We start from the raw sequence: 25,100 nt of genomic DNA, 5'->3' as shown, positions 1-25,100 counted from the left end.
GTTATTTGAACATAAGTAACCTAAGGCCATTAAATACTACTAATAGACTGACACCAATATCCGCAAATATAGCCATCCAGAGTGTACCGTAACCTAATAGCGTAATAATTAGGAAAAGTAGCTTTATACCAATAGCAAAACTTATATTTTGTACAAGAATATGACGTGTAGCTTTGGATAAGCGAATAAACAAGGGTAGTTTTCTTAAATCGTCATCCATTAAAGCAATATCAGCTGTTTCTATTGCTGTATCAGTACCTGCTGCTCCCATTGCAAAACCAATATCAGATCGTGCTAGTGCAGGGGTATCATTTATACCGTCACCTACCATACCAATGGTTTGACCTTGTTTAATTTTAGATTCTATAGCAGTTAACTTATCATCAGGCAACAAATCTGCTTTAACTTCATCAATACCAACTTGTTGGGCGATGGTATTAGCAGTATATTGATTATCACCTGTTAACATCATCACTTTAATACCTAAGCGGTGAAGATCATTAATAGCCTGTTTACTGGTTTCTTTTAAAGTATCTGCTACAGCAAAAATAGCAATTACTTGAGTTGATGTAGCTAATAAAGTGGTGGTTTTACCCTCTTTTTCAAGCAATTGTAACTTATGGGTTAGTTCATCTGTAGCTAACCCTAGTTCTCGAATTAATCGATAATTACCCAAGTAATATTGCTCACTATTAATAATACCTTGCGTACCTTGTCCAAGGATTGCTGCAAAATTTTCTACAGTGAGTAAAGGTAACTTGGTAGCTTGAGCAATAGCCATAGATACTGGGTGATCTGAATGGTTAGCTAGACTACCAGCTATTTGTTGAGCATTAATATCAGTAAGTACTTGATAATCAGTTTGTGATGGCTTACCAGCAGTTAATGTGCCTGTTTTATCAACTGCTAACCACTGTAATTTATTACCTTGTTCAAGATAAGTCCCGCCTTTAATTAATATACCTAATTTTGCTGCTCGAGTTAGGCCACTAACTATAGTAACAGGGGTGGAAATAACTAGTGCACAAGGGCAAGCAATTACCAATAATACTAATGCTTTATAAATCCAATCAATCGTAAACTGGTTTGTATAGACCCATACAGGAATAGTAATTAATGCAATCAATAAGGCTATAGCAACAACAATAGGGGTATAGTATTTAGAGAACTGATCTACAAAACGTTGTGTGGGAGCACGACTACTTTGAGCTTCTTCAACACGCTGGATAATGCGAGCAAGAGTTGTATCATTAGCAATACGTGTTACTTTAAAAGTAAAAGCTTGGTTGCCATTAACAGTACCAGCAAAGACAGGATCGCCCACAGTTTTTTCAACAGGCATACTTTCTCCTGTGATTGCTGACTGATCAATAGTCGTTTGACCATTAATTATTTCTCCATCAAGCGCTACTCGTTGACCTGGTTTAACACGAATAATACTGTCTAACGTGATTTGTTCAGCAGCAATTGTTTGCCAAGAACCATCAACTTGCTCAACTTCTGCGGTAGTTGGCGCTAGTTGTAATAACTCGCTAATAGCATTACGAGCACGTTGTAAAGACAGTGTTTCAATATATTCAGCCAATGTGAAAAGGACTATTACCATAGCAGCTTCAGGCCATTGTCCAATAAATATAGCACCTGTAACAGCAATACTCATGAGTGCATTAATATTAAGTGCTTTATTTTTGAGGGCAATAAAACCTTTGTAATAAGTGGGGATACCTACGAATGCAATAGTAATAAGAGAGATAATAGCCACTATTAATGTAGGCATGGCTAAATAATGCATTATTTCTGCGGTAAAGGCTAAAAAGCCTGCAATAATAAGCATGATAGTGGATTTGTAGGAGGTATTTACATGCAATATTTGGCTATTATCATAGGGCACAGCTTGCATACCTAGTTCACTGATCATATGTTGTAGAGGTTCAATAGAGGTATAACTATGACGAACCTTTAATACCCGTTTTATAAGATTAAATTCTAATTGTTCTATGGCATTAACCCCCTTAAACTTGTCACGAATAAGGCGTTCTTCCGTTGGACAGTCCATATCTTGAATAAGTAGACTATCCCAGCGTAGTTGGGAAATAGAAAAATCTATCTTGTCAGTAGATTTTACTTTATTTTCTAAATGGTTATGTTTATGCTCACAGGCATGATGATGGGTATGGTTGGTCATAGGTTTGTCCCATTTTTAATAGACAGTATTATATCTTATAATCTATTAAAAACCTTATAGTAACTATAGGGTCAAGCTATTTTATAATTTTCATTAACTAATAAGTACGATATCTTTATGATTACATATCATTACCTTGAAAATGGATTATTAAAAACACAGGTGGCTCAAGATTTAGAAGCAATTCCTGCTAATACTATATGGATTGATTTATTGCGTCCTAAGCCTGAAGAAGAGCATTTTATTGAATCAAGCTTAGATATTGAGATTCCATCTCCTGAAGAAATGGCTGAAATTGAAGATTCTTCACGTTTTTTTGAGAATAAAGACAGTCTTTGTATGATTGTTTCAGTGGTCAGTGGTAGTCAAAATATGAACCCCTCTCTCACAGAGCTATCATTTATCCTCAATAAGAAGCAACTGGTGTGTGCACATTATGGTGAATTAACCTCATTTCGTTCTTTTGAAACACAATATGCACGTCAGCCACAGGTTTTTAAAACAACAGATGTGCTGATGATGGTATTAGTTGATGCGGTTGTTGATCGAATTGCTGATATTCTTGAAAAGTTACAAGATAACTTGAATAGCCTTTCAAGAGATATTTTCGATGAGTCAGAGGGGCAGCATACTGAAGGTTTACAACGTACAGTCAAACAGTTAGGTAAATATAACTCTTTGTTAGCTAAATTAAGTGATAGTTTATTAAGTATTCGACGAATGCTAATTTTTTGTAAACAATCTACTGATTGGCTAACTCCTGCAAGTAAGGCGCAGATAAAAGCGATTGAACAAGATATTGGCTCATTAACTGAATATCATGCCAGAATGTCCAGTGAAATTACTTTCTTATTAGATGCTACATTGGGATTAATTAATATTGAGCAAAATAGCATTATTAAGGTATTTTCAATTGCTGCAGTGTTATTTTTACCACCTACTTTAGTGGGTACTATTTATGGTATGAACTTTCATGATATGCCAGAGCTAGACTTTAAGTTTGGTTATCCAATTAGTATTGTATTAATGGTGCTGTCATCACTGGGCTGTTATATCTGGTTTAAGATTAAAAAATGGCTTTAATATTAAAATAAAGACACAGTGTATTAAGGTTATGGTAATAATATACTTTTAGATGAACTTGTTATTTCTCAACAAGCTATATTTGATTGATCTTTATTAAACACTGTTTTTCAGATGGAATAGAGTGGGTAGCAAAAAGGCTGTTTTATTTCAAATTTATAAAATAAAAACAGCCTAAATGATGAGCTTGCTATTTTGTACGGGGTAATGATGTTACTGTAGGATCATAGAAATCTAGTAAGATATCATCAAGTACCTCAGCAGCTCCCCAAGGTTTAGGATCATTTAAAATTGCTACTATCGCCCATGTGTCGTTATGTTTATCACGAATATAACCTGCAATAGCCCTTACATTGTTTAATGTACCTGTTTTAATATGGCCTTTGCCCTTTAAATCAGTTTTTCTTAAACGTTTGTGCATAGTTCCATCAACACCGATAATTGGCATAGATGAAATAAACTCTGCTGAGTAGGGACTTTTCCAAGCCATTTTTAGTAATTCTGACATTTCTCTTGCAGTAATACGCTCTTCTCTAGAAAGGCCTGAACCATTCTCCATTTTTAATTGATTAGAGTTTACGCCTTTACTAATAAGCCATTCATAAATTGTACGGTAAGCTGCTGCGGCATCATCCTCATCAGTGGCTTTGCGATTTCTAGCACCAATAGTTAAAAATAATTGTTTAGCCATGGTGTTATTACTAAACTTATTAATATCTCTAATTACTTCTACTAAGTCAGGTGACCAAACTACAGCTAATAGTTTGGCATCTTTAGGCATAGTTCCAATAGAGTTTTTACCACTAATTTTGCCGCCTAGTTCTTGCCAGAATGAGCGAACAATATTAATCGCGTAACGGTCATGATCAAACAGTGAAATATATTTTTGGACTGTACAGTCTTCAACAATATTACCTGAAATAGTGAGTGTTACAGTGCCGTTGGCTTGTGTAACTGGATCGTATTCAATATCAGGAATAGTAGGGCAACGGCCTTTCGCTTTAGGTTTAATAATTTGTAGATTATTAACAAGGTGAACATCTTTTAATGGTGGTTCAACAACAACTTGAACTTTTTGATTATCGGTATGACTGATAATACGAATAACTTTGAAATTAATTAATAAAGAATCAGGAGATACTAGGTAAGGGCGATAGCTTTCGTTGCTATCGTCTAAGAAAACCTTTTCTTCTGGCATATTAAAATAGTTACGATCGAGAATTAAATGCCCTGTTACTGATTTTACACCGTTATTTCGTAGTTCTCTTAGAAGCAACCAAAGTCTTTCCATATTTAATTTAGGATCACCGCCACCTTTTAAATAAAGGTTACCATGCACTACACCATCTTTGACTTCGCCATCAGTAAAGAAAGCAGTACGCCAATGGAAATTTGGCCCTAATAATTCTAAAGCAGCATAGGTAGTGAATAGCTTCATGGTTGATGCAGGATTCATGGAAACGTCTGCATTAACATAGGTAGCTTTACCTTTACCCGTTAATGGAATAGCTACTAGTGATAAAGCCTCAGGCGGTATTTTATTGGAAGCCAAGGATTTATTAATGTTTTGTGAGAAAGTAGTATTTGTTGCTGGCGCAGCTGCTAAGAGTGTAGTAAACGAAAATAATATAGCGAGAGAAGTAACACGAAATAAGCTAGTCATGAGCAACTCAATGTATAGTTAGAATATTTTATTTATAAAAGTTAATTGATCATCTTAATGACTGGTATTAGACCTGTAAAGCTAGCAAAAGGTTTAATAAGTAAATATTTTTTAATAAAGAATGTAGACTGTCCGTTATTGAACAGTCTATAAAGAGGTTAGTCACGATCAATAGTAAAGGCTGACCATGTTTGGCGTACTGGCATAATTTCAACACGATTGTAGTTGATATGGTCAGGTAATGTAGCAATATGATAAATTTGTTCAGCAATATCTTCCGCTTGTAGTGGGGAAGTGCCACGGTATAAATTATCAGATGCCTTTTGATCGCCTTTGGTACGTACTAACGTAAATTCTGTTTCAGCAAGTCCTGGTGCAATATCTGTAACTCTTACTCCTGTACCTATTAAATCACAACGCAGATTATAACTAAATTGTTTTACAAATGCCTTACTGGCACCATACACATGACTCCCTGGGTAAGGCCATTGACCTGCTATAGAACCTAGATTGATAATACTAGCACCAGCTCCTGTTGCAATAAGTGTAGGTAATAATGTGTGAGTAATGTTTACTAGACCCGTAACATTCGTATCAATCATTGTATGCCAATCTTCTAATGCTACTTTTTGAGCAGGTTCAGGTGCTAATGCTAGACCAGCATTATTAATAAGTGCTTTAATTCTTTTAAATTCAGTGGGTAGTTCTGCAACTGCTTTTTTTACTGCATCAGCATCACGTACATCAAGAGTGATAATATGTATTGGAACTTGGCTTAACTCTTGTTTAAGTTCTTCTAAACGTTCTGTTCTACGTCCAGTAAGAATTAATTTCCAGCCAGCCTTAGCAAAACGACGAGCCGTAGCACGACCAAAGCCTGATGTGGCTCCTGTAATAAAAACAATATTTGTCATGATAGATTCCTTAAATGTTTATACAACTATTAAAATACAAAATGAAAGTAGGGGCTAGTAGTAATATTGTCTAATCGATGAATTTAAGTGTTTTTGGGAGTTATTGTTTATTGACAAGCAAAATAGGCTATTAGTGCTAGGCCTAGGTAAAAATATCAGCCTATTATTCTTTGATAACAGGCTTTTTAGGAGGAGTAACTTTATTTTTAGTGTAGATTGTTTTATGCTTTGGCTTAAATAAAGCTTTAAGGTATTGCAGGTTATGCCAAAAATAACAATTGTATTAATCGCTTTTATTGCCGCTATTATTTGGGTTTTTATAATAAATGGGGATAAAAAAGTGGCTACTGATTTTCCTCAGGTAACAACAGAACAAACTACTCAATAGTTTTATTAATACCACGGAGTAATTATTTTTAAAGTACATCTTGTTTAGAGAGAATGGCTGAAATTAGCTATATTTATTACAACTATTATTAGATGATTAATCTATATAATAAAAAACCCACTAGAGAGTGGGTTTTTATAATCATTAAAGCCAAATTATTTAATTTTAGCTTCTTTATAGATCACGTGTTTACGAACAACAGGATCAAATTTTTTGATTTCAATTTTATCTGGCGTAGTACGTTTATTTTTGTCAGTTGTATAAAAATGACCTGTACCAGCACTAGAAACTAAACGAATTAATTCACGCATTTTAAGACTCCTTAAACCTTAACACCACGACCACGGATTTCTGCTAATACTGCATCAATGCCACGCTTATCAATAATGCGCATACCTTTCGCAGAAACGCGTAAACGTATAAAACGGTTCTCTGATTCAACCCAGAAACGATGGTATTGAAGATTAGGTAAAAAACGACGACGTGTTTTATTTTGTGCATGGGAAACATTGTTCCCTACTGCTGGTCCTTTACCAGTAACTTGACAAACTCTTGACATATTTCAGCCCTCTAAACCTCATGCCAAACCCGGCATGGGTTGGCTAACTCAAAAATAATGTGAATGCTAAACTTAACTATTAAAGTTCTTAAGCAAGAACCTTTAAAAAATTAGGTGCGCTTTATATCAAAAATAAGCCAATTTCGCAACTATTTTAGTTAACTAGTGAAGTTATTCATTAATGTAAAACAGTAATTATAGCATGTTTTATGTATGTGTTGATAGTGAAAGTGGATAAATAAATAGTTACATCTGTGCGTGTCATAGCAGTGCAGGGTATACATAGTAGTTTGCTACTAATGACTGATAGTAGCATTTTATTAGCTGTGTTTAAAATAAATCTAAGAATCAAAGGAATAAGTTCTTTTAATAAATGAACTGATCATGGATGGTTGTCAGTTATAACCATTGACTGGAGAAGTTATTATGAAAAATTCAACTGATAAAGATGTAAAAGCGACTGCAAAAGAAATCAAAGATGATTTTATGGCACAGTTTAATGAGATTATTGACGATGCAGAGCGTCTTTTAAAAGAAACCGCAGAAGTAACTGATGGTAAAACCACTGAATTACGTGAGCAATTAACTGGCAAGATTAAAGATATTCGTGATTCTATGGGAGAGCATGTTAAGCCAATTTGTAAGAAAAGCAAAGAAGCGTTTGAAGCAACTGATGATTATGTTAAGGCTCACCCATGGGTATCGGTAGGTGTTGCTGCTGCTACAGCCTTTGTAGTTGCACATTTTTGTCGTCGCCGTTAATAGCGAGGAGTAGATTATGGATGCACCTAAAGCGTCCGAGCCTAATAAACCCTCGCAAGAGGGGCTTATTAGAGCGCTATCAAATTTATTGAGTAGTCATGCCTCTTTATTTGTTATTGAGTTGGAAGAGGCAAAAGGTTTTGCTTGGAGCTATTTTGTACATGTTGCAATTATAGTCGTGTGTAGTGTCTTGTTCTTTATTATGTTTTCCGTAGGGGTTGTTGTTTATTTTTGGGATAGTTACCGATTGACTGCAATTTTAGCGTTATTAGGTAGTTATCTTTTGATAATTATGATTGCTCTAGTTAATTTAATACGTATTAAAAAGAAAACTAAACTTTTTATAAGTACCAAAGAGGAATTGCTTAAAGATAAAGAGGAACTGCTGTCATGATGGATAAAAAACAAATAAGTCGTTCCGAAATGCGTAAGTTACTTATTAAGCAACAGTTGCAAGAGCGAAGGCAAGAGTTAAAGTTACAAACACAGCCTTTACTAAAAACAGGACAGCGAGTAATAGGGTTATTTACACCCAACAATAACCAACAACATAGTAGTGGTAAAGTTGCTATTGTGACTGGTTTAGCAATAGCAGTAGCTATATTAGGTAAGCGTCGAGGTGGCTGGTTAGGTAAAGCAGCTCGTTATATTGTTATCAACTATCCAGGTCTATTACATAAACTGATTAAATAGCTTATTATCTCATCCATTTGCTGTTTATAATCAAAGTTTAGTGTTATTGTTGAGAGTGGGTAATAGTTGATCATGGAAAATAAATCAGTATCAGAGCCTAAAGAGCTTATAGTGATTGAGGATTTAGAAAAGACTAATAAAGAAGATTCATCGTTATCAAATTTATTGGTTATTCTCGATCATATTGAAAAGTTATTAACTAGTACAGAACAAGGTGCTGTGTTACACGATAAGATGGCTAGTTATTTAGATCAAGTTAAACCTTTGTTAAATAATCCAGAGATTAAAATACCTGAAAAAGGTAAAGAAATATTAAATAAGGCTAACGATTTTGTTCAAAAGCGCCCTTTAACAACTATAGGTATTGCGGCAGGAGCAGCAGGGGTACTATTAGCGTTATTAGCAGGACATAAAAAATAAACCATTTATATGTTTTTTATAGTCAGGGTTATTTTGCTATCTATAATTAAATGATGTATTAGAACTCATATTATCAATTTTGTAGAAAATAGTTATGGTTAATGAACTCGCCTTAGGCGAGTTTTTTATTATGTATACGGATAGATATTTGACTAAGGAGGGAAAGTATAATCATTAATTAATATAATATGTTGGATATAATTGCAAAAAGCTACTCATAAATTTCAAAATAACAATTTTTCATTTAAATGTTAAATGGACGTTTTATTAAATACAACATTAGGATGATTAAATTAAGTGCTATTAGTCCCTAAAATTGGATTGTATTTATATAAAGTGAGAGCGTAAGTTAACTACAATAATAATGGTTAAGGATAAAGAAATGAGTAAGTTATTGTATTTTAAAGAGTGGTTAACTATTAAGGAAGCCACTAAATGCCTTTCTAATGTATTTAATGAAAAAGTTAAAATGAGGGATATCTATAGATTAGCTTTAGACAATAAATTAATTTTGTCTTTACATTTTATTAATTCCACTTAATGTAGAAAAAGGAGTAAATGTAGAAACAGTAATTAATATGACAGCAGTAGTTAATGATACCCCGATTTTGTTTGAGAAAGAGTATATTCAAATAAAGTCAGGTTGTTGTTGTGATTTAGTCAATTTATACAATGGGCAATTAGTTATAAAGCAAGTGTATTATGGTGATGCATCTAATACATTAAAAATTGAACCAGAATATAATAAAGGAATTATTATAAAAGAAACTAATGAAGATAAAGATCATCCTTGCTACTATCGATTAATTAACTGCTTAGAATATAATGGGCAATTGTCAGAAGTGGTTACTACTCATTTGTTACCAGATGATGTTTTATTGGTGGTTAAGACTGAATATTTGCGTGATTTTATTAGTCATACCTGTATTACAAATAATCTCGATAAGCCATTACATAGTAAGGAACGTATAAATTTGTATAAGGTAATAGCATTATTGGCAGAAATGAATCAGTTACCTCCAACTAAAGAATTCAAAGTTGCTAATATAATTAAAACTTATGGCGATAGTATAGGTTTTGATTGTCCTAGTAGCCATACCATTGCTAAATGCTTAAAGGAAGCTAGTCATTATTTACCTATACATTAATAAATTGAATTCAAAAAATAAAAGTTGAATTCAAATTATCTATTTGTTTTTTAATATATGCTATCACCTCTTAATAAAGATGGTTGTATATTGAGTAAATATCTTTATTAGTTTTTTATAAATTGTGCTATATATTACTATTATTAGTATTAAGCATAATAATAATTCATGATAATAGATAAAGGAGTAGTAGCTACCAATATTAATAGTGAAGATGTTTTTGTTGTTAATGATAATTCGTTTATATACAAATGTACTTTTAGAATTAAGAGGTAAAAAAACATAATAACAAGGAGGAATCATGCAAAAAGTAATAACGGTACTAGCTAGCCCTGAAGAGGCTTTTTTAGTTAATACCTATGTTGAAACTTGTGCAATGATTGATGCGATAACTGCAATTAATGAGAGAACGGAATCTATATGTGATTTATTAGTGGGATGTATCAGAAATTGTCTGATTAAGAGTCAATCTTTGTGTAATATTGCTTGGCAATTACAAGCTAATATGGATTGCTTAGCATTATTTATTAAGCGCTATATAACAAGTCAACAACAGTTATGTGCGGGGTTAATTCAAGCGGCTCGGCAAAAGGCCAGTCATATTATTATGAGCTATGGGGAGAGTACTGCTAAGTTAAATGCTGTGGGGGAAATAGTAAGTTTATTGTTGGATATTAAGCAATATATTAATGCTGTTGCTGCAATAGCTTGTTACCAAAGAGATAGCGAGAATAATAACTTTGAAATAATGGCATAAAATTATTATTAATTAATAATTACAAGAAGAGTTAAATTAGGGGATAATAGATAACTTTTATTATCCCTTATTATATTTTACGATTTTATCGTTGTAGGTTTGTTTTGAATTGGCAATCATTATTATCTCCTGAGAGATTAGGTAAAGCAGTATTAAGCCCAGATGAGTTGGGACGTAGCCCGTTTCATAAGGATTATGATCGAGTTGTTTTCTCTGGAGCATTTCGACGTCTAGGTCGTAAAACACAAGTTCATCCGGTGTCTAGCAATGACCTTATCCACACCCGTTTGACGCATAGTTTAGAAGTGGCGTCTGTAGGGCGTTCTCTAGGAATGCTAGTTGGTGAGTTATTAAAAGATGAGCTACCCCAATGGTGCTTACCTATAGATTTGGGAGTTATTGTGCAATCTGCATGTTTAGCTCACGATATTGGTAATCCGCCTTTTGGGCATTCAGGAGAGGATGCTTTTCGCTATTGGTTCTCTCAGGCAGCCAGTAAGGGTTGGTTTGACTGTATGAATGAGGTAGAACTTGCAGACTTTCTAAATTTTGAAGGGAATGCACAAGGATTTCGTATTCTAACTCAATTAGAATACCATCAAAACGAAGGTGGTATGCGTTTAACTTATGCTACGTTAGGGAGTTATCTAAAATATCCTTGGACATCTCGTTATGCGGAAGCCGAGGGATATAAGAAATGTAAGTTTGGTTGTTATCAAAGTGAGTTACCTTTATTAGAGCAAATAGCAGGTAAGTTAGGTTTGCCCAAGGTTTCTGCAGAGCGTTGGCAACGTCATCCCTTAGTATATTTGCTGGAAGTAGCAGATGATATCTGTTATGGGCTAATTGATCTTGAAGATGGTATAGAAATGGATCTGTTGGCTTATGAAGAAGTTGAAGCTTTATTGTTGGATTTAGTCAGTGAACGTAATCCTAACCTTAATAAACAATTAGACTCGACTAGTAGTCGGCGACGTAAATTAGCTATTTTACGTGGTAAAGCAATTGATCATTTAACTAATGCGGCGGCAGAAGCTTTTATTACACAACAATCTGCTTTATTGAAAGGTGAGTTAGTAGGCGATTTGGCAGAGTATATGGATACTGCAAGTAAAGAATGTATCCTAAAAGCAAAGAAAATTGCTCGAGAAAAAATATTTCAAGATAAACAAAAAACATTGCATGAAATAGGCGCTTATACCACTCTGGAGATTTTACTTAATAGTTTTTGTGGTGCTGCGGTTGAGTTGCATAGTAAAGGCACATTATCCTTTAAAAATAAACGTATTTTTGATTTATTAGGCCATGATGTTCCAACAAAAGATTGGACGCTCTATCAGTCAGTCATGCGTATGATCGATTTTATTGCAGGTATGACTGATAACTATGCAACAGAAATGGCTAAAGAAATGACAGGACGATCTAGTCCAGTATAGTAAGTATAATTTCTACATAGAAAAAAACTAATTACTTTGAGTAATTGACTCATTAAATATAATCAGTGTAGCAGTTAAATTTGTTATACTGATATCTTAAGAAGATTGCCTGTTCTAAGCAATTTATTGATTATTATAAGAAAATTCTAAATCGATGATTGGTATAGTCATTTTTGATGTTAAGGGTAAAAATAAGTTATGCAAGAGCGTGAACAACTATTAGAAAAAATCCAAGAATTGATTGAAGAGAATGAAGGTGATTTACCCTTTGTTTCTCTAGATGATTTTTTTGTTGGTAATAATGATGAAGCAAGTATTGCACCTGACCAAGTAGACGATGGCAGACCTACCTTAGCTGAAATGTATAAACAATTGAAATGGATTGAGGGGCGACCCAATGTTTATTCTGTATTAGTCAGTATTCATGAAGATTGGGAAATGTCTCTTAATAATAGAGAAGTATGGCCAGCAGCAGACACAATTCATATTTATGCAATGGCTCCTTTATCTGATGCAGAAAAATGGGTGGAGGCATTACATTGTCGTATTTATGAAGGGTGGATTTATGGCATGCCTCTAGCAGCACCATCAGTACCACCGGGTTATAATGTTTATACACTTTATTGGGATTAATAAAAAAGCCATCAAATTGATGGCTTTTTTAATGATTACTTAATATAAAGTTGTTTTTTAAGATAACTTTCTACATCAGGTAGAAAGAGTGTTAAAACACCTAATAATGGTAGAAATGCGCAGAACTGAAAAATATGTTGTAAGCTTGTTTGATCAGCAATATAGCCTAAAACAGCTGCAGCTATACCGCTCATTCCAAACATAAAACCAAAGAATAATCCTGCAATCATACCTACACGGCCTGGTATTAATTCTTGAGCATAAACGACAATAGCAGCAAAGGCAGAAGAAATAATTAGGCCAATGAGGACGCTTAGTACTCCTGTCCAAAATAGATTAGCAAAGGGTAGTGCTATTGTAAAAGGCGCAGCGCCAAGGATAGAGAACCAAATAACATATTTACGACCAATACGATCACCAATAGGGCCGCCAGCAAAAGTGCCGACTGCAACAGATGCTAAAAATAAAAATAAGAAAAGCACGGCATGGTCTTTTGAAAGATTAAATTTTTCTATTAAATAAAATGAATAATAGTTACTCATACTTGCCATATAAAAGTATTTTGAGAAAATTAAAATACCTAAAATAGAGAGGGCAAGTGTGGTTTTTTGCTTACTAAAGGGTAAGGTAAGGTCAATAGGCGCTCGCCCTTTACTGGCCTTTAAGTGTTTGGCACTCCAAGCACTAATGCGCATAAGTAAAATAATACCAGCGATACCAAATACCACAAACCATAAGATATAGCTTTGTTGGTTATGTCTTAACACAATAAAACTAACTAATAAAGGACCAAGTGATGAGCCAAAGTTTCCTCCTACTTGGAAAGCTGATTGAGCAAAACCAAACTTGCCTCCTGATGCATTGCGTGCAACACGAGAGGCTTCAGGATGAAAAGTAGAAGAACCAACCCCTAGAAAAGCAGCAGCAACTAGCAACCAAGAAAAACTACTAGCAAGTGCTAACATTACTAAACCCAGAGTAGTGGAGGCCATACCGATAGGTAATAGGTAAGGTTTTGGGTGTTTGTCTGTGTAAAGTCCAATGGCTGGCTGTAAAATTGAGGCGGTAATTTGATAAACAAGGCTAATGCAGCCTATTTGTGCAAAACTTAAACTAAACCTTTCTTCTAGCAGAGGATAGGTGGCAGTGAGCATTGATTGAATGAGATCATTCATTAAATGAGCGCAGCTCACCATCATAATAATAGATAAAAATAGTTTGTTATGACTATTAACGGCTTGTTGTTGATTCATGATAATGGATAAACTTATTTTTATATCAAAAAGTAGGGGATGGTTATTAATTTATATCATACAGAATTATTTATAAATTTATAAGGTTACTTAAGATATATTCTTTTTCTCAATAAGAGGTAAAGTAAATGGATAGCTTTTGTGATAAAATGTCGCAGTAATCTTAATTAGCTATTTCTAAGTAATAGAAGAATTATTTGGATAAATAAAATAACTATTTTAAAAAATATACAATATGCTAATGTATTAAGTTGTAAATAGTCTGAATCCAATATAGCGGGTGTATCTATGTTAAATAAAGCGCTTGAAGAAACAATCAATGCAGCTTTTCGTGAAGCTAGCTTAAAACGTCATGAGTTTATTACAGTAGAACATCTATTGTTAGCTTTATTGGACAATGAGGATGCTGTCAAAGTACTGCAAGCTTGTAAGATTGATCTTAAAAAACTCTCGAAAGAATTATCAGAGTTTATAGAGCAAACCACGCCACGTATTGCAGATACTGATAAAGATACACAAACTGATGCTACATTAGGTTTTCACCGTGTACTACAACGTGCCGTATTTCATATGCAGAGTTCTGGCAAAAATGAAGTAAGTGGTATAAATGTTTTAGTTGCTATTTTTAGCGAAACGGAAAGCCAAGCTGTTTATTTGTTGAAAAAACAAGGAATTTCAAGATTAGATGTAGTGAGCTATGTTTCACATGGTATTGGTAAAACTGATATTGAAGATGTAACTGGGGAAGAAATTAAAGAAGAATCACCAGATAATGTGGTAGAGAAGAAGCCTCTAGAAGCTTATGCGACGAATTTAAATGAATTGGCAGAACAAGGATTAATTGATCCTTTAGTGGGTAGAGAACAAGAAGTTGAACGTGTTGCACAGATATTGGCACGTCGTCGTAAGAATAACCCTTTATTAGTGGGTGAGGCTGGGGTTGGTAAAACAGCCATTGTTGAGGGGTTAGCGAAGCGTATTGTTGATGGTCAAGTGCCAGAACTCTTAAAAGGCAGTGTTATTTATTCATTAGATTTAGGTGCTTTATTAGCAGGCACTAAGTATCGTGGTGATTTTGAAAAACGTTTTAAAGCTGTCCTAAAAGATTTGAAAAAGCGCACTGATGCGATTTTATTTATTGATGAAATCCATACTATTATTGGTGCTGGGGCGACTACAGGTGGCGCAATGGACGCATCTAACTTGCTTAAACCAGCGCTTAGTAGTGGCCAAATTCGTTGTGTAGGTTCAACAACCTTTAAAGAGTATCGTGGTATTTTTGAGAAAGACCATGCACTATCACGTCGTTTCCAAAAAGTAGATGTGGTTGAACCTTCTGTTGCTGACACTATTCGTATTTTACAAGGTCTAAAATCTCGTTTTGAGGAGCATCATCATATTGCCTATACTGATGAAGCCCTTAAAGCAGCGGCTGAATTAGCAGCACGCCATATCTCAGATCGACATATGCCCGATAAGGCTATTGATGTGATTGATGAGGCTGGTGCTTATCAGCAGTTACAGATACCTGATAATAGAGTGGAGTGTATAGATGTCCCACAGGTAGAAGCTATTATTGCTAAAATGGCAAGAGTACCTTCAAAAAGTGTTAATGCTTCTGATAAAGAACTTTTACGTAATTTAGAACGTGACCTTAAATTAACAGTGTTTGGGCAGGATACTGCTATTAGTTCGTTAGCTTCAGCCATTAAACTTTCCCGAGCTGGATTAAAAGCTCCAGATAAACCTGTGGGATCATTTTTATTTGTAGGGCCAACAGGGGTAGGTAAAACAGAAGTCGCCAAACAGTTAAGTCGAGCATTAGGCATAGAATTAATCCGTTTTGATATGTCTGAATATATGGAGCAACATTCTGTTTCTCGCCTAATTGGTGCCCCTCCAGGTTATGTGGGTTTTGATGAGGGTGGTTTACTCGTAGAGGCCATTACTAAAACGCCTCATTGTGTACTGTTGTTAGATGAGATTGAAAAAGCTCACCCTGCAATCTTTAATTTATTGTTGCAAGTCATGGATCATGGTACGTTAACTGATAATAATGGGCGTAAGGCTGATTTTAGAAATGTTGTATTAATTATGACTTCTAATGCAGGGGCTCAATCAGCTGCTAGAGCGTCGATTGGTTTTGCTCAACAAGATCATTCAACTGATACTATGGAAGTTGTTAAAAAAGCATTTTCACCTGAATTTCGTAATCGATTAGATGCAATTATTCAGTTTGGTCGTTTAAGTGATGATGTATTGAAGAGTATTGTGGATAAATTCTTAGTGGAATTACAGGTACAATTAGAGGAAAAACAAGTACAACTAGAGATTTCTGAGCAAGCAAGAGCATGGTTAGCGAAAAATGGTTATGATCCTCAAATGGGTGCTCGACCAATGGCGCGTTTAATTCAAGAAAAAGTAAAACGCCCTCTTGCAGAAGAAATTTTATTTGGCAAGTTAGCAGAGCAGGGTGGTATTGTTCATGTTGATATGAGTAATGAACAGCTAACTTTTAATATAGAGCAAATTGTTGAACCTGCTTAGTGAGTAGTTTTTAAGGAAATAATATGAACTATAAAGTGTTGTTGATGACCCTTGTAGTATTTGGATGGGCAGGTCAAGTTGTGGCACAGTCAAATAGGCCACCTACAGCTGTTAATGTGCCAACAATGGCTTTTGATAAAGAGCTAATGGAGAAAGCTACGGTTATTGATGAAGAATATATTCCTACTCATTTGAGAGTAAATAGAGCTGTAGTTATGTTAGGTTCTACAACCTTAACAGAGATTTCTAGTATTTTTAAAACAGGTATTCCTTTACATAATGGTAAAGGTTACTATCAATGCTATAGTTTACCTAAATATTCTCATCAGCTATGGTTTGTTACCAAAGGCACAGATTTACAAGCGCCAGTTACAGAAGTGGTAATGAAATTGGGTGGTACATTACCAACAGAGTATTGTCCATTAATTACAGCCGCTTCTTATCCTATGCTTTCTAATAAAATGCGTTTAGAACTAAAACCTAATTTACTGGAAACTTTATTTGGTAAACCTATACAAAAACAAAGAACAACTTCTGTTTATCTTCTTCAACTACCAAAATTACAAAAACTTAAAGTACAAACTCAAACAGGCAGTAAAGGTGTTGAAATGATTAAAATTACACAGGTGGGTGTGACTTATTAAGTAAATAGACAGTTAAAAAGATAATTTATTTAGACTGTTAAAAACTTTGGGAGAAAATTTTTGCCCAAAGTAAATTAGAAATTATAACGAATCCCTACACCACCATAAGCCACATAAACTCTACCAGATGCAGCATCATGCAATGTTAAAAGCCAAGCAAAGATAGATAAACTAATAGCAGCAGGAATTAATAACCATATTGAACCGTTTTGTTTTAACCAAATATAAGGTAGGTAACAACCGATTATTTCTGAGAATGCTGTTAAGATATAAAGAATAAGTGTTTTCAAATAATAAAATCACTGATTAAACGATAAATTAAACCTAAACCAAAAAGCACAAAAGCTATACCACAAATAAAATTAATTTTATTAAGCCGTTTTTGATACCAATTAGCAACCCATTGTGTAGAAAATAGTGTTGCAACCAAATAAAACCATATTAAGCTTTCTATTACAACTAATATAAACATCAATAACAAGGTATGGGGAGTTGCATTAGCAACAGCAACTGCAAAAATACTTCCAAAATAGGCCAAAGCTTTTGGGTTAGCAAGGTTAGTCATTAAGCCCTTTATATAAAAACTGTGTTGCTTATTATTGTTTTTAGCTGTTAACTGGTTTTTATAAAAGCTGCTTTTTATAGCAGAGATACCTAACCAAATTAAATAACTGCCTCCTAGTAATAACAGTAATTTATAAATGATGGGTGTATGTTCAATAATAATACTTAAACCACTAATAGCTAATAATGCCCAAATAGCAATAGCACTACACACACCCAATATTGCTAAAATGTAGCTTCTTTTATTATAGTTAGCTGCTATTTGGGAAATATAAACGAAATCAGGACCAGGACTTACTAAAGCTAAAAGATGGATAAAAAATATAGAGAGGAGTGACATATGCTTAATGCTAAGAAAATAGCTAATATATACTTAGGCTACTTAAAAGACAAAATAATTTTGAAAGTAAGTAGGGTTTTAAGTTAAAGTATGATCAATATTGAGTATGTTTAGTAAGTTATAAAAATAATAAGTAGTACAGAAAGACATCTAAATTATTGTTAACTAAACTAAAGTTGATGTTTACAACATATAGTTGGCATGAAAATATATAAAAACTTAAGATAAATATAAAAAAGAGCGTTATGAATAGTATAAAAAAACAACTTATGTTTTATGTAGTTCAATTAATAAATAAGTATATATTTGGCAAAGTAGGTGGATTGTTAGTTTTTATTTACAACTACAATGCGCTATTTTACTTGTTTCTCAGAATTTATGATCACTCCAAAATTTTAAATTCTATCTTTCAGAAAAGAATATAAAATCATTTTCCTCATTATAAGCCCGGATTTAGTTAAACCATATAAAGGAGGTATGACTAGTAATAGCCCTAATAAATCAGTCAATTCTAAAATAATAACAACTTGAGGTAATAAAAGATGGTACAAAATAACAATAATATAGCTGTTGAAACTCCTGAGCAGGAGAAGAAACGATTACGTAAAGTAGCAACTGCTACTATTGTTGGTTCTATGCTCGAGTGGTATGACTTTTACTTATATGCAACTATGGCCGCGTTAGTTTTTGGACAAGTGTTTTTTGACACTGCTGACCCTAAGAGTGCAAGTTTAAAAGCCTTTGCTACCTTTGCTATTGGCTTTATTGCAAGGCCTGTGGGTGGAATGTTATTTGGTCGTTATGGTGATCGTTTTGGCCGTAAAAAGATGTTGGTGGTTACCTTTATCCTTATGGGGGTTTGTACCACAGTCATTGGCCTTATTCCTACCTATGATAGTATTGGCGTTTGGGCTCCTATTCTGTTAGTTTTCATCCGTTTTATACAAGGTTTAGGAGCTGGTGCTGAGTTAGCGGGCGCAGCTATTACTTCATATGAGCATGCCTCCAGTAAGAAAAGAGGTAGTCAAGGCGCTTGGCCTGCAATTGGCCTGAATTTAGGTTTATTACTTTCTTCGTTTACTGTTTTTATATTAAGTTTATTTGGTGAAAATTTCTTGTTAAATGGTGGTTGGAGAATCCCTTTTATTCTTAGTTTCATATTGGTTTTCGTTGGGCTGTGGGTAAGACGCAGCTTACCAGAGACTCCAGACTTTGATAAAATTGTACATGAACATAAACGTGATAAAGCACCATTCCATGATATTTTTAAATTCCATATGAAAGGATTATTAGTCGCTTTCTTTTTGGCATTAGGTTACAACGCGTTAAGTTATACCTTTAAAACTTTCTCATTGGCTTATCTAGATCAGTATAAAGGCGTTACTGCTGATGTTACTTCTTTATCTATTACCCTTGCTAGTTTAGTTGCCTTATTTACTATCCCTTGTTTTGGTTGGATGTGTGATAAATGGAGTAGTAAGAAAGTGATGATAACAGGTGCAGTTATCACCTTATTATATATCTTACCTTTTATGTTGTTAATAGATACAGCTAATGAACATTACATTTACTTTGCATTAATTATTACTACAGGCTTCCTAACACCTATGATGTTTGCTGCACAAGGCTCATTTTTAAGTAGACAATTCCCTGTTCAAGTACGCTCTACAGGAATTGGTACAGGTAGAGAAATAGGTGGAGCATTAGGTGGTTTGGCACCTTTATTAGCGCTTTGGTTGGTAAAAATATCACCTGATAATTCAACCATAGGGGTGATTGTTATTTTATTTATCTCTGCTATTTTTGTGATCGTTTCAGGATTGTGCGATCAGGGTAGTAAATTTACAGATAATAAAAATTAATGCATAAAAAAGCCTCATTTTTGGGGCTATTTTTTTGTATTAGAAGTTTTGCATTACAATGGTTTAGTGAGCCTATGATGATCTTTATCCTGTTTATTTTTAGTGAAATTCAAGCATTGTTATTATGTTAAGAAAGGTTTTGTTAATAGGTAAATAGTAAAATGTTAAGGAATAATTAACTTTTATCAATTATGATATAACCGAATAATATATGGTGGTTGAATACTGACTTTTTATTAAATTGCAGAAATGCAGGATGCTTTTATGAAGAAAAAATATTGGCTAGTAGTTCCTTTATTGATGTCCTTAATGTTTGGGACGATATCTAATAACCTTGTGCATGCACAAACTGCAAGCCCACCTACTACCGCAGTAGATGAGTCAACATTAGCAAAACGCTATGCAGGGAAAGAGTTAAAGGTTATTGATGTTTCAGAGATTCAAGTAAATGGCGCTAGTACGCTTTCTGTTACTTTTTCGGTACCTTTAAAAACGGATCAAAAATTTAATGATAAGTTACATTTGATTGATACTAAGTCAGGTAAAGTTGATGGTGCTTGGGTTTTATCTAAAAACCAACAAGAGTTAACCTTTAATAATTTAGAACCGAATCGTAAATTGGTATTAACTATTGATGCGGGTTTAAGAGGGGTAAATGGCAAAAGTATTCCTTTAGAGTATGTCGCTCGTTTAACCACTAAAGATTTAAAGCCTATGTTAGGTTTTGCAAGCCGAGGTTCTTTATTGCCTGTTCGTTTAGCTGAAGGTTTGCCTGTAGTAACCTTAAATGTTCAACAAGCGACCGTAGAGTTCTTTAAAATTCATGATGATAAGTTACCTCAATTCTTTAGCCAATGGGGTAGAGGTGGAAGCTTACAATACTGGAGTTCTGAAGAGTTGCTAGCGATGGCTGATTTAGCTTATACAGGTGGTTTTAAGCTAAATGCAGATAAAAACCGTCGTGAAACAGTGATGTTACCGATTGGTGGAATCAAGCAGTTACAACAACCAGGTGTTTATTTTGCTGTATTACGTCAATCTGGTGCTTATAAATATAGTTTCCCTGCTACAGTTTTTACTATCTCTGATATTGGTGTTTCTGCACACCGTTATAAATCCAGTGATAATCTAACTGTTTTTACCCAGTCATTGGAAACGGGTAAACCCATTATTGGTGTTGATATCAAAGTATTGGATAGTAAAGGTAATGTAATTGAAAATGCTGCTACTAATACTAAGGGGTATGCTGAGCTAGCAAATATCAGTGATGCGGATATAGTCTTGGCTGCCCATAATGGCCAGACTACGATGTTACGTTTGAAAACATCTGCCCTAGATTTATCTGAGTTTACTGTGACTGGTCCCGAAGATGCTGCTTTCCAATTCTTTATCTTTGGTCCTCGTGATTTATATCGTCCTGGTGAAACAGTATTATTTAATGCGTTGCTACGTGATAAAGATGGTAATCAAGTTAAGGATATGCCTGTTAATGTTGAAGTGCGTAGTCCAGATGGTACTGTTGTACGTAGTTTCGTATGGAAAGCAACGCAACAAGGTTTTTACCAATATCAATTGAAAGTTTCTAGTGATGCAAAAACAGGGCGTTGGTCTTTCTTAGTAAAAATCGGTGATAAAAAGGTTCAAGATTATAATTTTAATGTTGAAGATTTTTTACCAGAACGTCTTGCATTAGAGTTAAATGTTGATGAGGAACCATTAGCACCAGCAGATAGTATGCATGTTGGAGTAAACGGTCGATATCTTTATGGCGCACCTGCTAGCGGTAACTTATTAAGTGGTCAAGTGTATGTTCGTCCATTAAGAGAGGGTGTGGCTAAATTACCAGGTTACTATTTTGGTGATTTAAATGAAAAATACTTATCTCAAAATATCGATTTTAGTGAGTTTCCTTTAGATAAAGAGGGCAAGGGAGTTATTCAACTTGATAGTCAATGGAAAGAAGTAAAATCACCTTTACAATTAATTGTGCAAGCAAGTTTACAAGAGAGTGGTGGTCGCCCTATTGTACGTCGTGTTATACAATCGGTATGGCCTGCCAAACAGTTGGTAGGTATCCGTCCTTTATTTAAGGATAAAGAGGTGGATTATGATACTACTGTTGAGTTTGAGGTGTTATTAGCTAATGCTCAAGGTGACAAATTAGCAGCTAAGAATTTAAAAGTACGTTTCATTCGTGAGCGTCGTGATTACTATTGGTATTATTCAGACAGTGATGGCTGGGATAGCAATTATAATCAAAAAGATTTAATGATGGATGAACAGCAAATCAGTATTGCTAAAGGTACTACTGCTAAATTAACCTATCCTGTTGAGTGGGGTTATTATCGCTTAGAAGTGGAAAATCCAGCGACAGGTTTAATATCTAATTACCAATTCCGTGCTGGTTATTGGTGGCAAGAAAATACAGAAGAGGGTGGTGCAGTACGCCCAGATCAAGTAAAAATTGCACTTGATAAGCCAGCTTATAAAGATGGAGATAAAGCGAAGATAACTATTACTCCACCAGCGGCAGGTAATGGTTATTTAATGGTTGAATCTTCGGATGGTTTATTATGGTGGCAAGCAATAGATGTGCCTGCTACAGGTAAAACGTTTGAGATTCCTATCGATAGCAAATGGCAACGCCATGATTTATATATTTCTACTTTAATAGTTCGCCCTGGTGACCGTAAGGTTGGCGCTACACCTAAACGTGCGGTAGGTTTGTTGCATTTACCATTAGATCGTCAACAGCGTAAAGTTAATCTTGAATTAGTTGCACCAGAAAAAATGGGACCTTCACAAAATTTAGTGGTGAAGGTAAAAGCCAAAGATAACCAAGGTAACCCTATTAAGAATGCCACTGTATTAGTTGCTGCGGTGGATGTTGGTATTTTAAATATTACTAGTTATAAAACACCAGATCCATTTGCTGGTATCTTTGGTCGTAAAGCGTATGGTGCGGATCAGTTAGATGTATACGGTCAACTGATTGAAACAGGACAAGGTCGCATAGGTTCTTTATCATTTGGTGGTGATGCTGCATTAGCGAAAGGCGGTAAAAAACCAGATACTAATGTGATGATTGTTGCGTTACAAAGTAAACCTGTAACAGTTGATGAAAATGGTGAAGCCGAAGTATCTTTAGCTATTCCTGACTTTAATGGTGAGTTAAGGTTAATGGGGCAGGCATGGACTGATAATGCTTTTGGTATGGCAGAAGCTAAAACAGTAGTAGCCGCACCTATCATTGCTGAACTTTCTACACCTCGTTTCTTAGCAGGTGGTGATAGTTCTACATTAGCGTTAGATATTACTAATTTAACTGAAAAACCACAGAAGTTAGCAGTAAATTTAACTTCAGAGGGATTTGTTACTTTAGTTAATAGCAAACCTCAAGAAGTTACTGTAGCAAAAGGTGAGCGTAAAACATTAACGATTCCTGTAAAAGCTTTGTCAGGTATAGGTGTAGGTAAGGTAACCGTTACTGTGACTGGTATTACAGTAGAAGGTAAAGCAGCACCAGATATTAAACGGACATGGAGTATAGGCACACGACCTGCGTATCCTGCTAGTTTAGAAACTTTCCAAAATGTTTTAGAAAAATCACCCTGGAATATTCCAACTGCTGTACTTAGTGGTACTGAAATGCATGGTAGAGAGGGCTTGGTACAATTAACAAGTCAACCACCCTTGAATTTATCTAAACAAATTCAATCATTGCGTGCTTATCCTTATGGTTGTGCAGAGCAAACTACCAGTGGTCTTTATCCATCACTTTACTCAAGTGCTGAGCTATTAAAACGTTTGAGTGTTACTACAGATCAAACAGATGAGCAACGTCGTAATGCTATCGAAGTGGGGATTGGTCGTTTACTAGGTATGCAACGTCATAATGGTAGCTTTGGTTTATGGAGTAGTGATAGTGAAGAGGGCTATTGGTTATCTATTTATGTAACTGATTTCTTATTGCGTGCCCGTGAACGTGGTTTCTCAGTACCTGAAGAGCCATTACAAAATGCGGTAAAACGTATTCTGAATTATGTACAAAATAACAATAGTATTGATCCCTATTATACCGATAATAGAGATGCTACACGTTTTGCTGCTCAAGCCTATGCAGGTTATGTATTAGCTCGTTCTAAACAAGCTCCATTAGGTGCATTACGTGCGTTATATGATCGTCGTAGTCAGGCACCATCTGGTCTTTCTTTAATTCAATTGTCGGCTGCATTGAAATTAATGGGTGACAATACTCGTGCAGAACAGGCATTAAAAGAAGGATTAGTAAAAACACGTGATAACTCAAGAAGCTATTGGTGGATTGGTGATTATGGTAGTGAGGTGCGTGATAATGCATTAATCCTTGCTCTTCTCCAAGAGCACCAAATGGGCAGTGCAGATACTATATATAATCGTATGTTTACCTTAAGCCAAGATGTAGCTAATAAACGTTGGTTATCTACTCAAGAACGTAATGCTATTTTCTTAGCAGGTTATCGTGTTCTTTTAACGCCTGAAAAAGCTTGGCAAGCTGAGGTTGATGTAGCTGGTAATAAGTATACAGTTACTGATAAGCAACCTAGTTTGAAACTGTCTGATGAAGAAATGCGTAAAATCACCACCTTAAAAGTAGTGAACAAAACAGCAGATGTACCTTTATATCAAACAGTTAATGTAACGGGTTATCCTAGCCAAGCACCAAGAGCTACTACTAATGATGGTCTATCTATTTCGAAAGAATATTTAGATTTAAATGGTAGGACTTTAAATCTTAAAAATGTAAGAAGTGGTGACTTAGTGATTGTGCGGATTAAACTAGCCACTAAACAACGTATCACGGATGCGTTATTGGTAGATTTATTACCAGCAGGTTTGGAGTTAGAAAATCAAAATCTAGCACAAGCATCGGCAAGTTTAAAAGATGCAGCTGACACGATTAAGGAATCTTTAAAATCAATGCAAAGAGCACGTATTGCTCATCAAGAGTTCCGTGATGATCGCTATGTAATACAGTTGGATCTTGGTTATAACTATTCTAACCAAACAACAGATATATTATATTTAGCGCGTGCAGTAACACCAGGCGAGTATCGTGTACCTCCCGCGGTAGTGGAGTCTATGTATCGTCCTAACTGGCAGGCTACCAGTGATGCACCTGCATTACTGATTGTGAAGCCTCATTAAGTATTAGGTAGTTAATTAAAAAGGCGTACTTGAGTACGCCTTTTGTTTTGTAGAGTAAGTTA

The 25,100-nt window shown here is 34.8% G+C and carries 21 protein-coding genes and 1 pseudogene; 14 read left to right on the top strand and 8 right to left on the bottom strand.

The annotated features are described in order from the left end of the window. Position 1 precedes the first annotated feature (1 nt). Positions 2-2,185, bottom strand: coding sequence for a heavy metal translocating P-type ATPase (locus ACQVD9_RS12900; RefSeq protein ID WP_264746355.1), 2,184 nt, complete (start codon positions 2,183-2,185; stop codon positions 2-4). Between the two features lie 117 nt (positions 2,186-2,302). Here ACQVD9_RS12900 and corA point away from each other — a divergent pair, with 117 nt between their 5' ends. After that, on the top strand, positions 2,303-3,268 hold the full coding sequence (corA, locus tag ACQVD9_RS12895; RefSeq protein WP_264746354.1) for a magnesium/cobalt transporter CorA: 966 nt from the start codon (positions 2,303-2,305) through the stop codon (positions 3,266-3,268). Between the two features lie 190 nt (positions 3,269-3,458). On the opposite strand, the gene dacB is transcribed toward corA, so the two are convergent. Both dacB and ACQVD9_RS12885 read right to left on the bottom strand, forming a co-directional pair. Next, positions 3,459-4,931, bottom strand: a complete 1,473-nt coding sequence (gene dacB, locus ACQVD9_RS12890; RefSeq protein WP_264746353.1) for a D-alanyl-D-alanine carboxypeptidase/D-alanyl-D-alanine endopeptidase — start codon at positions 4,929-4,931, stop codon at positions 3,459-3,461. A 158-nt stretch (positions 4,932-5,089) separates the two neighbouring features. Beyond that, positions 5,090-5,848: an SDR family NAD(P)-dependent oxidoreductase gene (locus ACQVD9_RS12885; RefSeq protein WP_264747903.1), complete on the bottom strand. Its 759-nt coding sequence runs from the start codon at positions 5,846-5,848 to the stop codon at positions 5,090-5,092. A gap of 259 nt (positions 5,849-6,107) precedes the next feature. On the opposite strand from ACQVD9_RS12885, the gene ACQVD9_RS12880 reads away from it, so the two are divergent. Next, positions 6,108-6,233, top strand: a complete 126-nt coding sequence (locus tag ACQVD9_RS12880; RefSeq protein ID WP_264746352.1) for a hypothetical protein — start codon at positions 6,108-6,110, stop codon at positions 6,231-6,233. Positions 6,234-6,388: 155 nt separating this feature from the next. On the opposite strand, the gene rpmG is transcribed toward ACQVD9_RS12880, so the two are convergent. Both rpmG and rpmB read right to left on the bottom strand, forming a co-directional pair. After that, the gene (rpmG, locus tag ACQVD9_RS12875) at positions 6,389-6,544 is read right to left on the bottom strand and encodes a 50S ribosomal protein L33 (RefSeq protein ID WP_003457707.1); all 156 of its coding nucleotides are present in this window, start codon (positions 6,542-6,544) and stop codon (positions 6,389-6,391) included. A gap of 11 nt (positions 6,545-6,555) precedes the next feature. Then, entirely contained in the window at positions 6,556-6,792 is a 237-nt protein-coding gene (gene rpmB, locus ACQVD9_RS12870; protein ID WP_264746351.1) for a 50S ribosomal protein L28, read from the bottom strand. Positions 6,793-7,218: 426 nt separating this feature from the next. On the opposite strand from rpmB, the gene ACQVD9_RS12865 reads away from it, so the two are divergent. From ACQVD9_RS12865 to ACQVD9_RS12830, 8 genes are all read left to right on the top strand, one after another. Beyond that, the gene (locus ACQVD9_RS12865) at positions 7,219-7,554 is read left to right on the top strand and encodes an ElaB/YgaM/YqjD family protein (RefSeq protein ID WP_264746350.1); all 336 of its coding nucleotides are present in this window, start codon (positions 7,219-7,221) and stop codon (positions 7,552-7,554) included. Positions 7,555-7,570: 16 nt separating this feature from the next. Next, positions 7,571-7,948, top strand: coding sequence for a phage holin family protein (locus ACQVD9_RS12860; protein ID WP_264746349.1), 378 nt, complete (start codon positions 7,571-7,573; stop codon positions 7,946-7,948). After that, positions 7,945-8,247, top strand: coding sequence for a hypothetical protein (locus ACQVD9_RS12855; RefSeq protein ID WP_264746348.1), 303 nt, complete (start codon positions 7,945-7,947; stop codon positions 8,245-8,247). Before ACQVD9_RS12860 ends, ACQVD9_RS12855 begins: the two co-directional genes overlap by 4 nt. A gap of 72 nt (positions 8,248-8,319) precedes the next feature. After that, entirely contained in the window at positions 8,320-8,667 is a 348-nt protein-coding gene (locus ACQVD9_RS12850) for a glycine zipper domain-containing protein (RefSeq protein WP_264746347.1), read from the top strand. A gap of 578 nt (positions 8,668-9,245) precedes the next feature. Beyond that, complete coding sequence (locus ACQVD9_RS12845; protein ID WP_264746346.1) at positions 9,246-9,815, top strand: hypothetical protein; 570 nt, start codon at positions 9,246-9,248, stop codon at positions 9,813-9,815. A 301-nt stretch (positions 9,816-10,116) separates the two neighbouring features. Then, on the top strand, positions 10,117-10,572 hold the full coding sequence (locus ACQVD9_RS12840; protein ID WP_264746345.1) for a hypothetical protein: 456 nt from the start codon (positions 10,117-10,119) through the stop codon (positions 10,570-10,572). A gap of 104 nt (positions 10,573-10,676) precedes the next feature. Further along, a complete protein-coding gene (locus tag ACQVD9_RS12835; RefSeq protein ID WP_264746344.1) occupies positions 10,677-12,008 on the top strand; it encodes a deoxyguanosinetriphosphate triphosphohydrolase in 1,332 nt (443 codons plus the stop codon). 198 nt (positions 12,009-12,206) lie between these two features. Beyond that, positions 12,207-12,641 (top strand): YfbO family protein, encoded by a 435-nt coding sequence (locus ACQVD9_RS12830; RefSeq protein WP_264746343.1) that lies wholly within the window; start codon positions 12,207-12,209, stop codon positions 12,639-12,641. 35 nt (positions 12,642-12,676) lie between these two features. Here the strand turns inward: ACQVD9_RS12830 and ACQVD9_RS12825 are convergent, their stop codons facing one another. Further along, positions 12,677-13,894, bottom strand: coding sequence for an MFS transporter (locus ACQVD9_RS12825; protein WP_264746342.1), 1,218 nt, complete (start codon positions 13,892-13,894; stop codon positions 12,677-12,679). A gap of 288 nt (positions 13,895-14,182) precedes the next feature. Here ACQVD9_RS12825 and clpA point away from each other — a divergent pair, with 288 nt between their 5' ends. Further along, the gene (gene clpA, locus ACQVD9_RS12820; protein WP_264746341.1) at positions 14,183-16,441 is read left to right on the top strand and encodes an ATP-dependent Clp protease ATP-binding subunit ClpA; all 2,259 of its coding nucleotides are present in this window, start codon (positions 14,183-14,185) and stop codon (positions 16,439-16,441) included. Positions 16,442-16,464: 23 nt separating this feature from the next. Further along, a complete protein-coding gene (locus tag ACQVD9_RS12815) occupies positions 16,465-17,085 on the top strand; it encodes a hypothetical protein (RefSeq protein ID WP_264746340.1) in 621 nt (206 codons plus the stop codon). 95 nt (positions 17,086-17,180) lie between these two features. Here ACQVD9_RS12815 and ACQVD9_RS12810 read toward each other — a convergent pair. Both ACQVD9_RS12810 and ACQVD9_RS12805 read right to left on the bottom strand, forming a co-directional pair. Next, a pseudogene (locus ACQVD9_RS12810) lies at positions 17,181-17,375 on the bottom strand (YnfA family protein); the annotation flags it as partial. Further along, positions 17,372-17,989, bottom strand: a complete 618-nt coding sequence (locus ACQVD9_RS12805; protein WP_264746339.1) for a LysE family transporter — start codon at positions 17,987-17,989, stop codon at positions 17,372-17,374. The pseudogene ACQVD9_RS12810 and the gene ACQVD9_RS12805, both read right to left, overlap by 4 nt. Positions 17,990-18,531: 542 nt before the next feature. On the opposite strand from ACQVD9_RS12805, the gene ACQVD9_RS12800 reads away from it, so the two are divergent. Both ACQVD9_RS12800 and ACQVD9_RS12795 read left to right on the top strand, forming a co-directional pair. After that, positions 18,532-19,851 (top strand): MFS transporter, encoded by a 1,320-nt coding sequence (locus tag ACQVD9_RS12800; RefSeq protein ID WP_264746338.1) that lies wholly within the window; start codon positions 18,532-18,534, stop codon positions 19,849-19,851. Between the two features lie 300 nt (positions 19,852-20,151). Next, positions 20,152-25,038 carry an alpha-2-macroglobulin family protein gene (locus ACQVD9_RS12795; protein ID WP_413774198.1) on the top strand — a complete coding sequence of 1,629 codons (4,887 nt, stop codon included), beginning with the start codon at positions 20,152-20,154 and terminating at the stop codon, positions 25,036-25,038. Positions 25,039-25,100: the final 62 nt, after the last annotated feature.

This window comes from Entomomonas sp. E7T21 (genome assembly GCF_058693955.1).
This window is presented reverse-complemented; position numbering and strand designations above follow the sequence as displayed.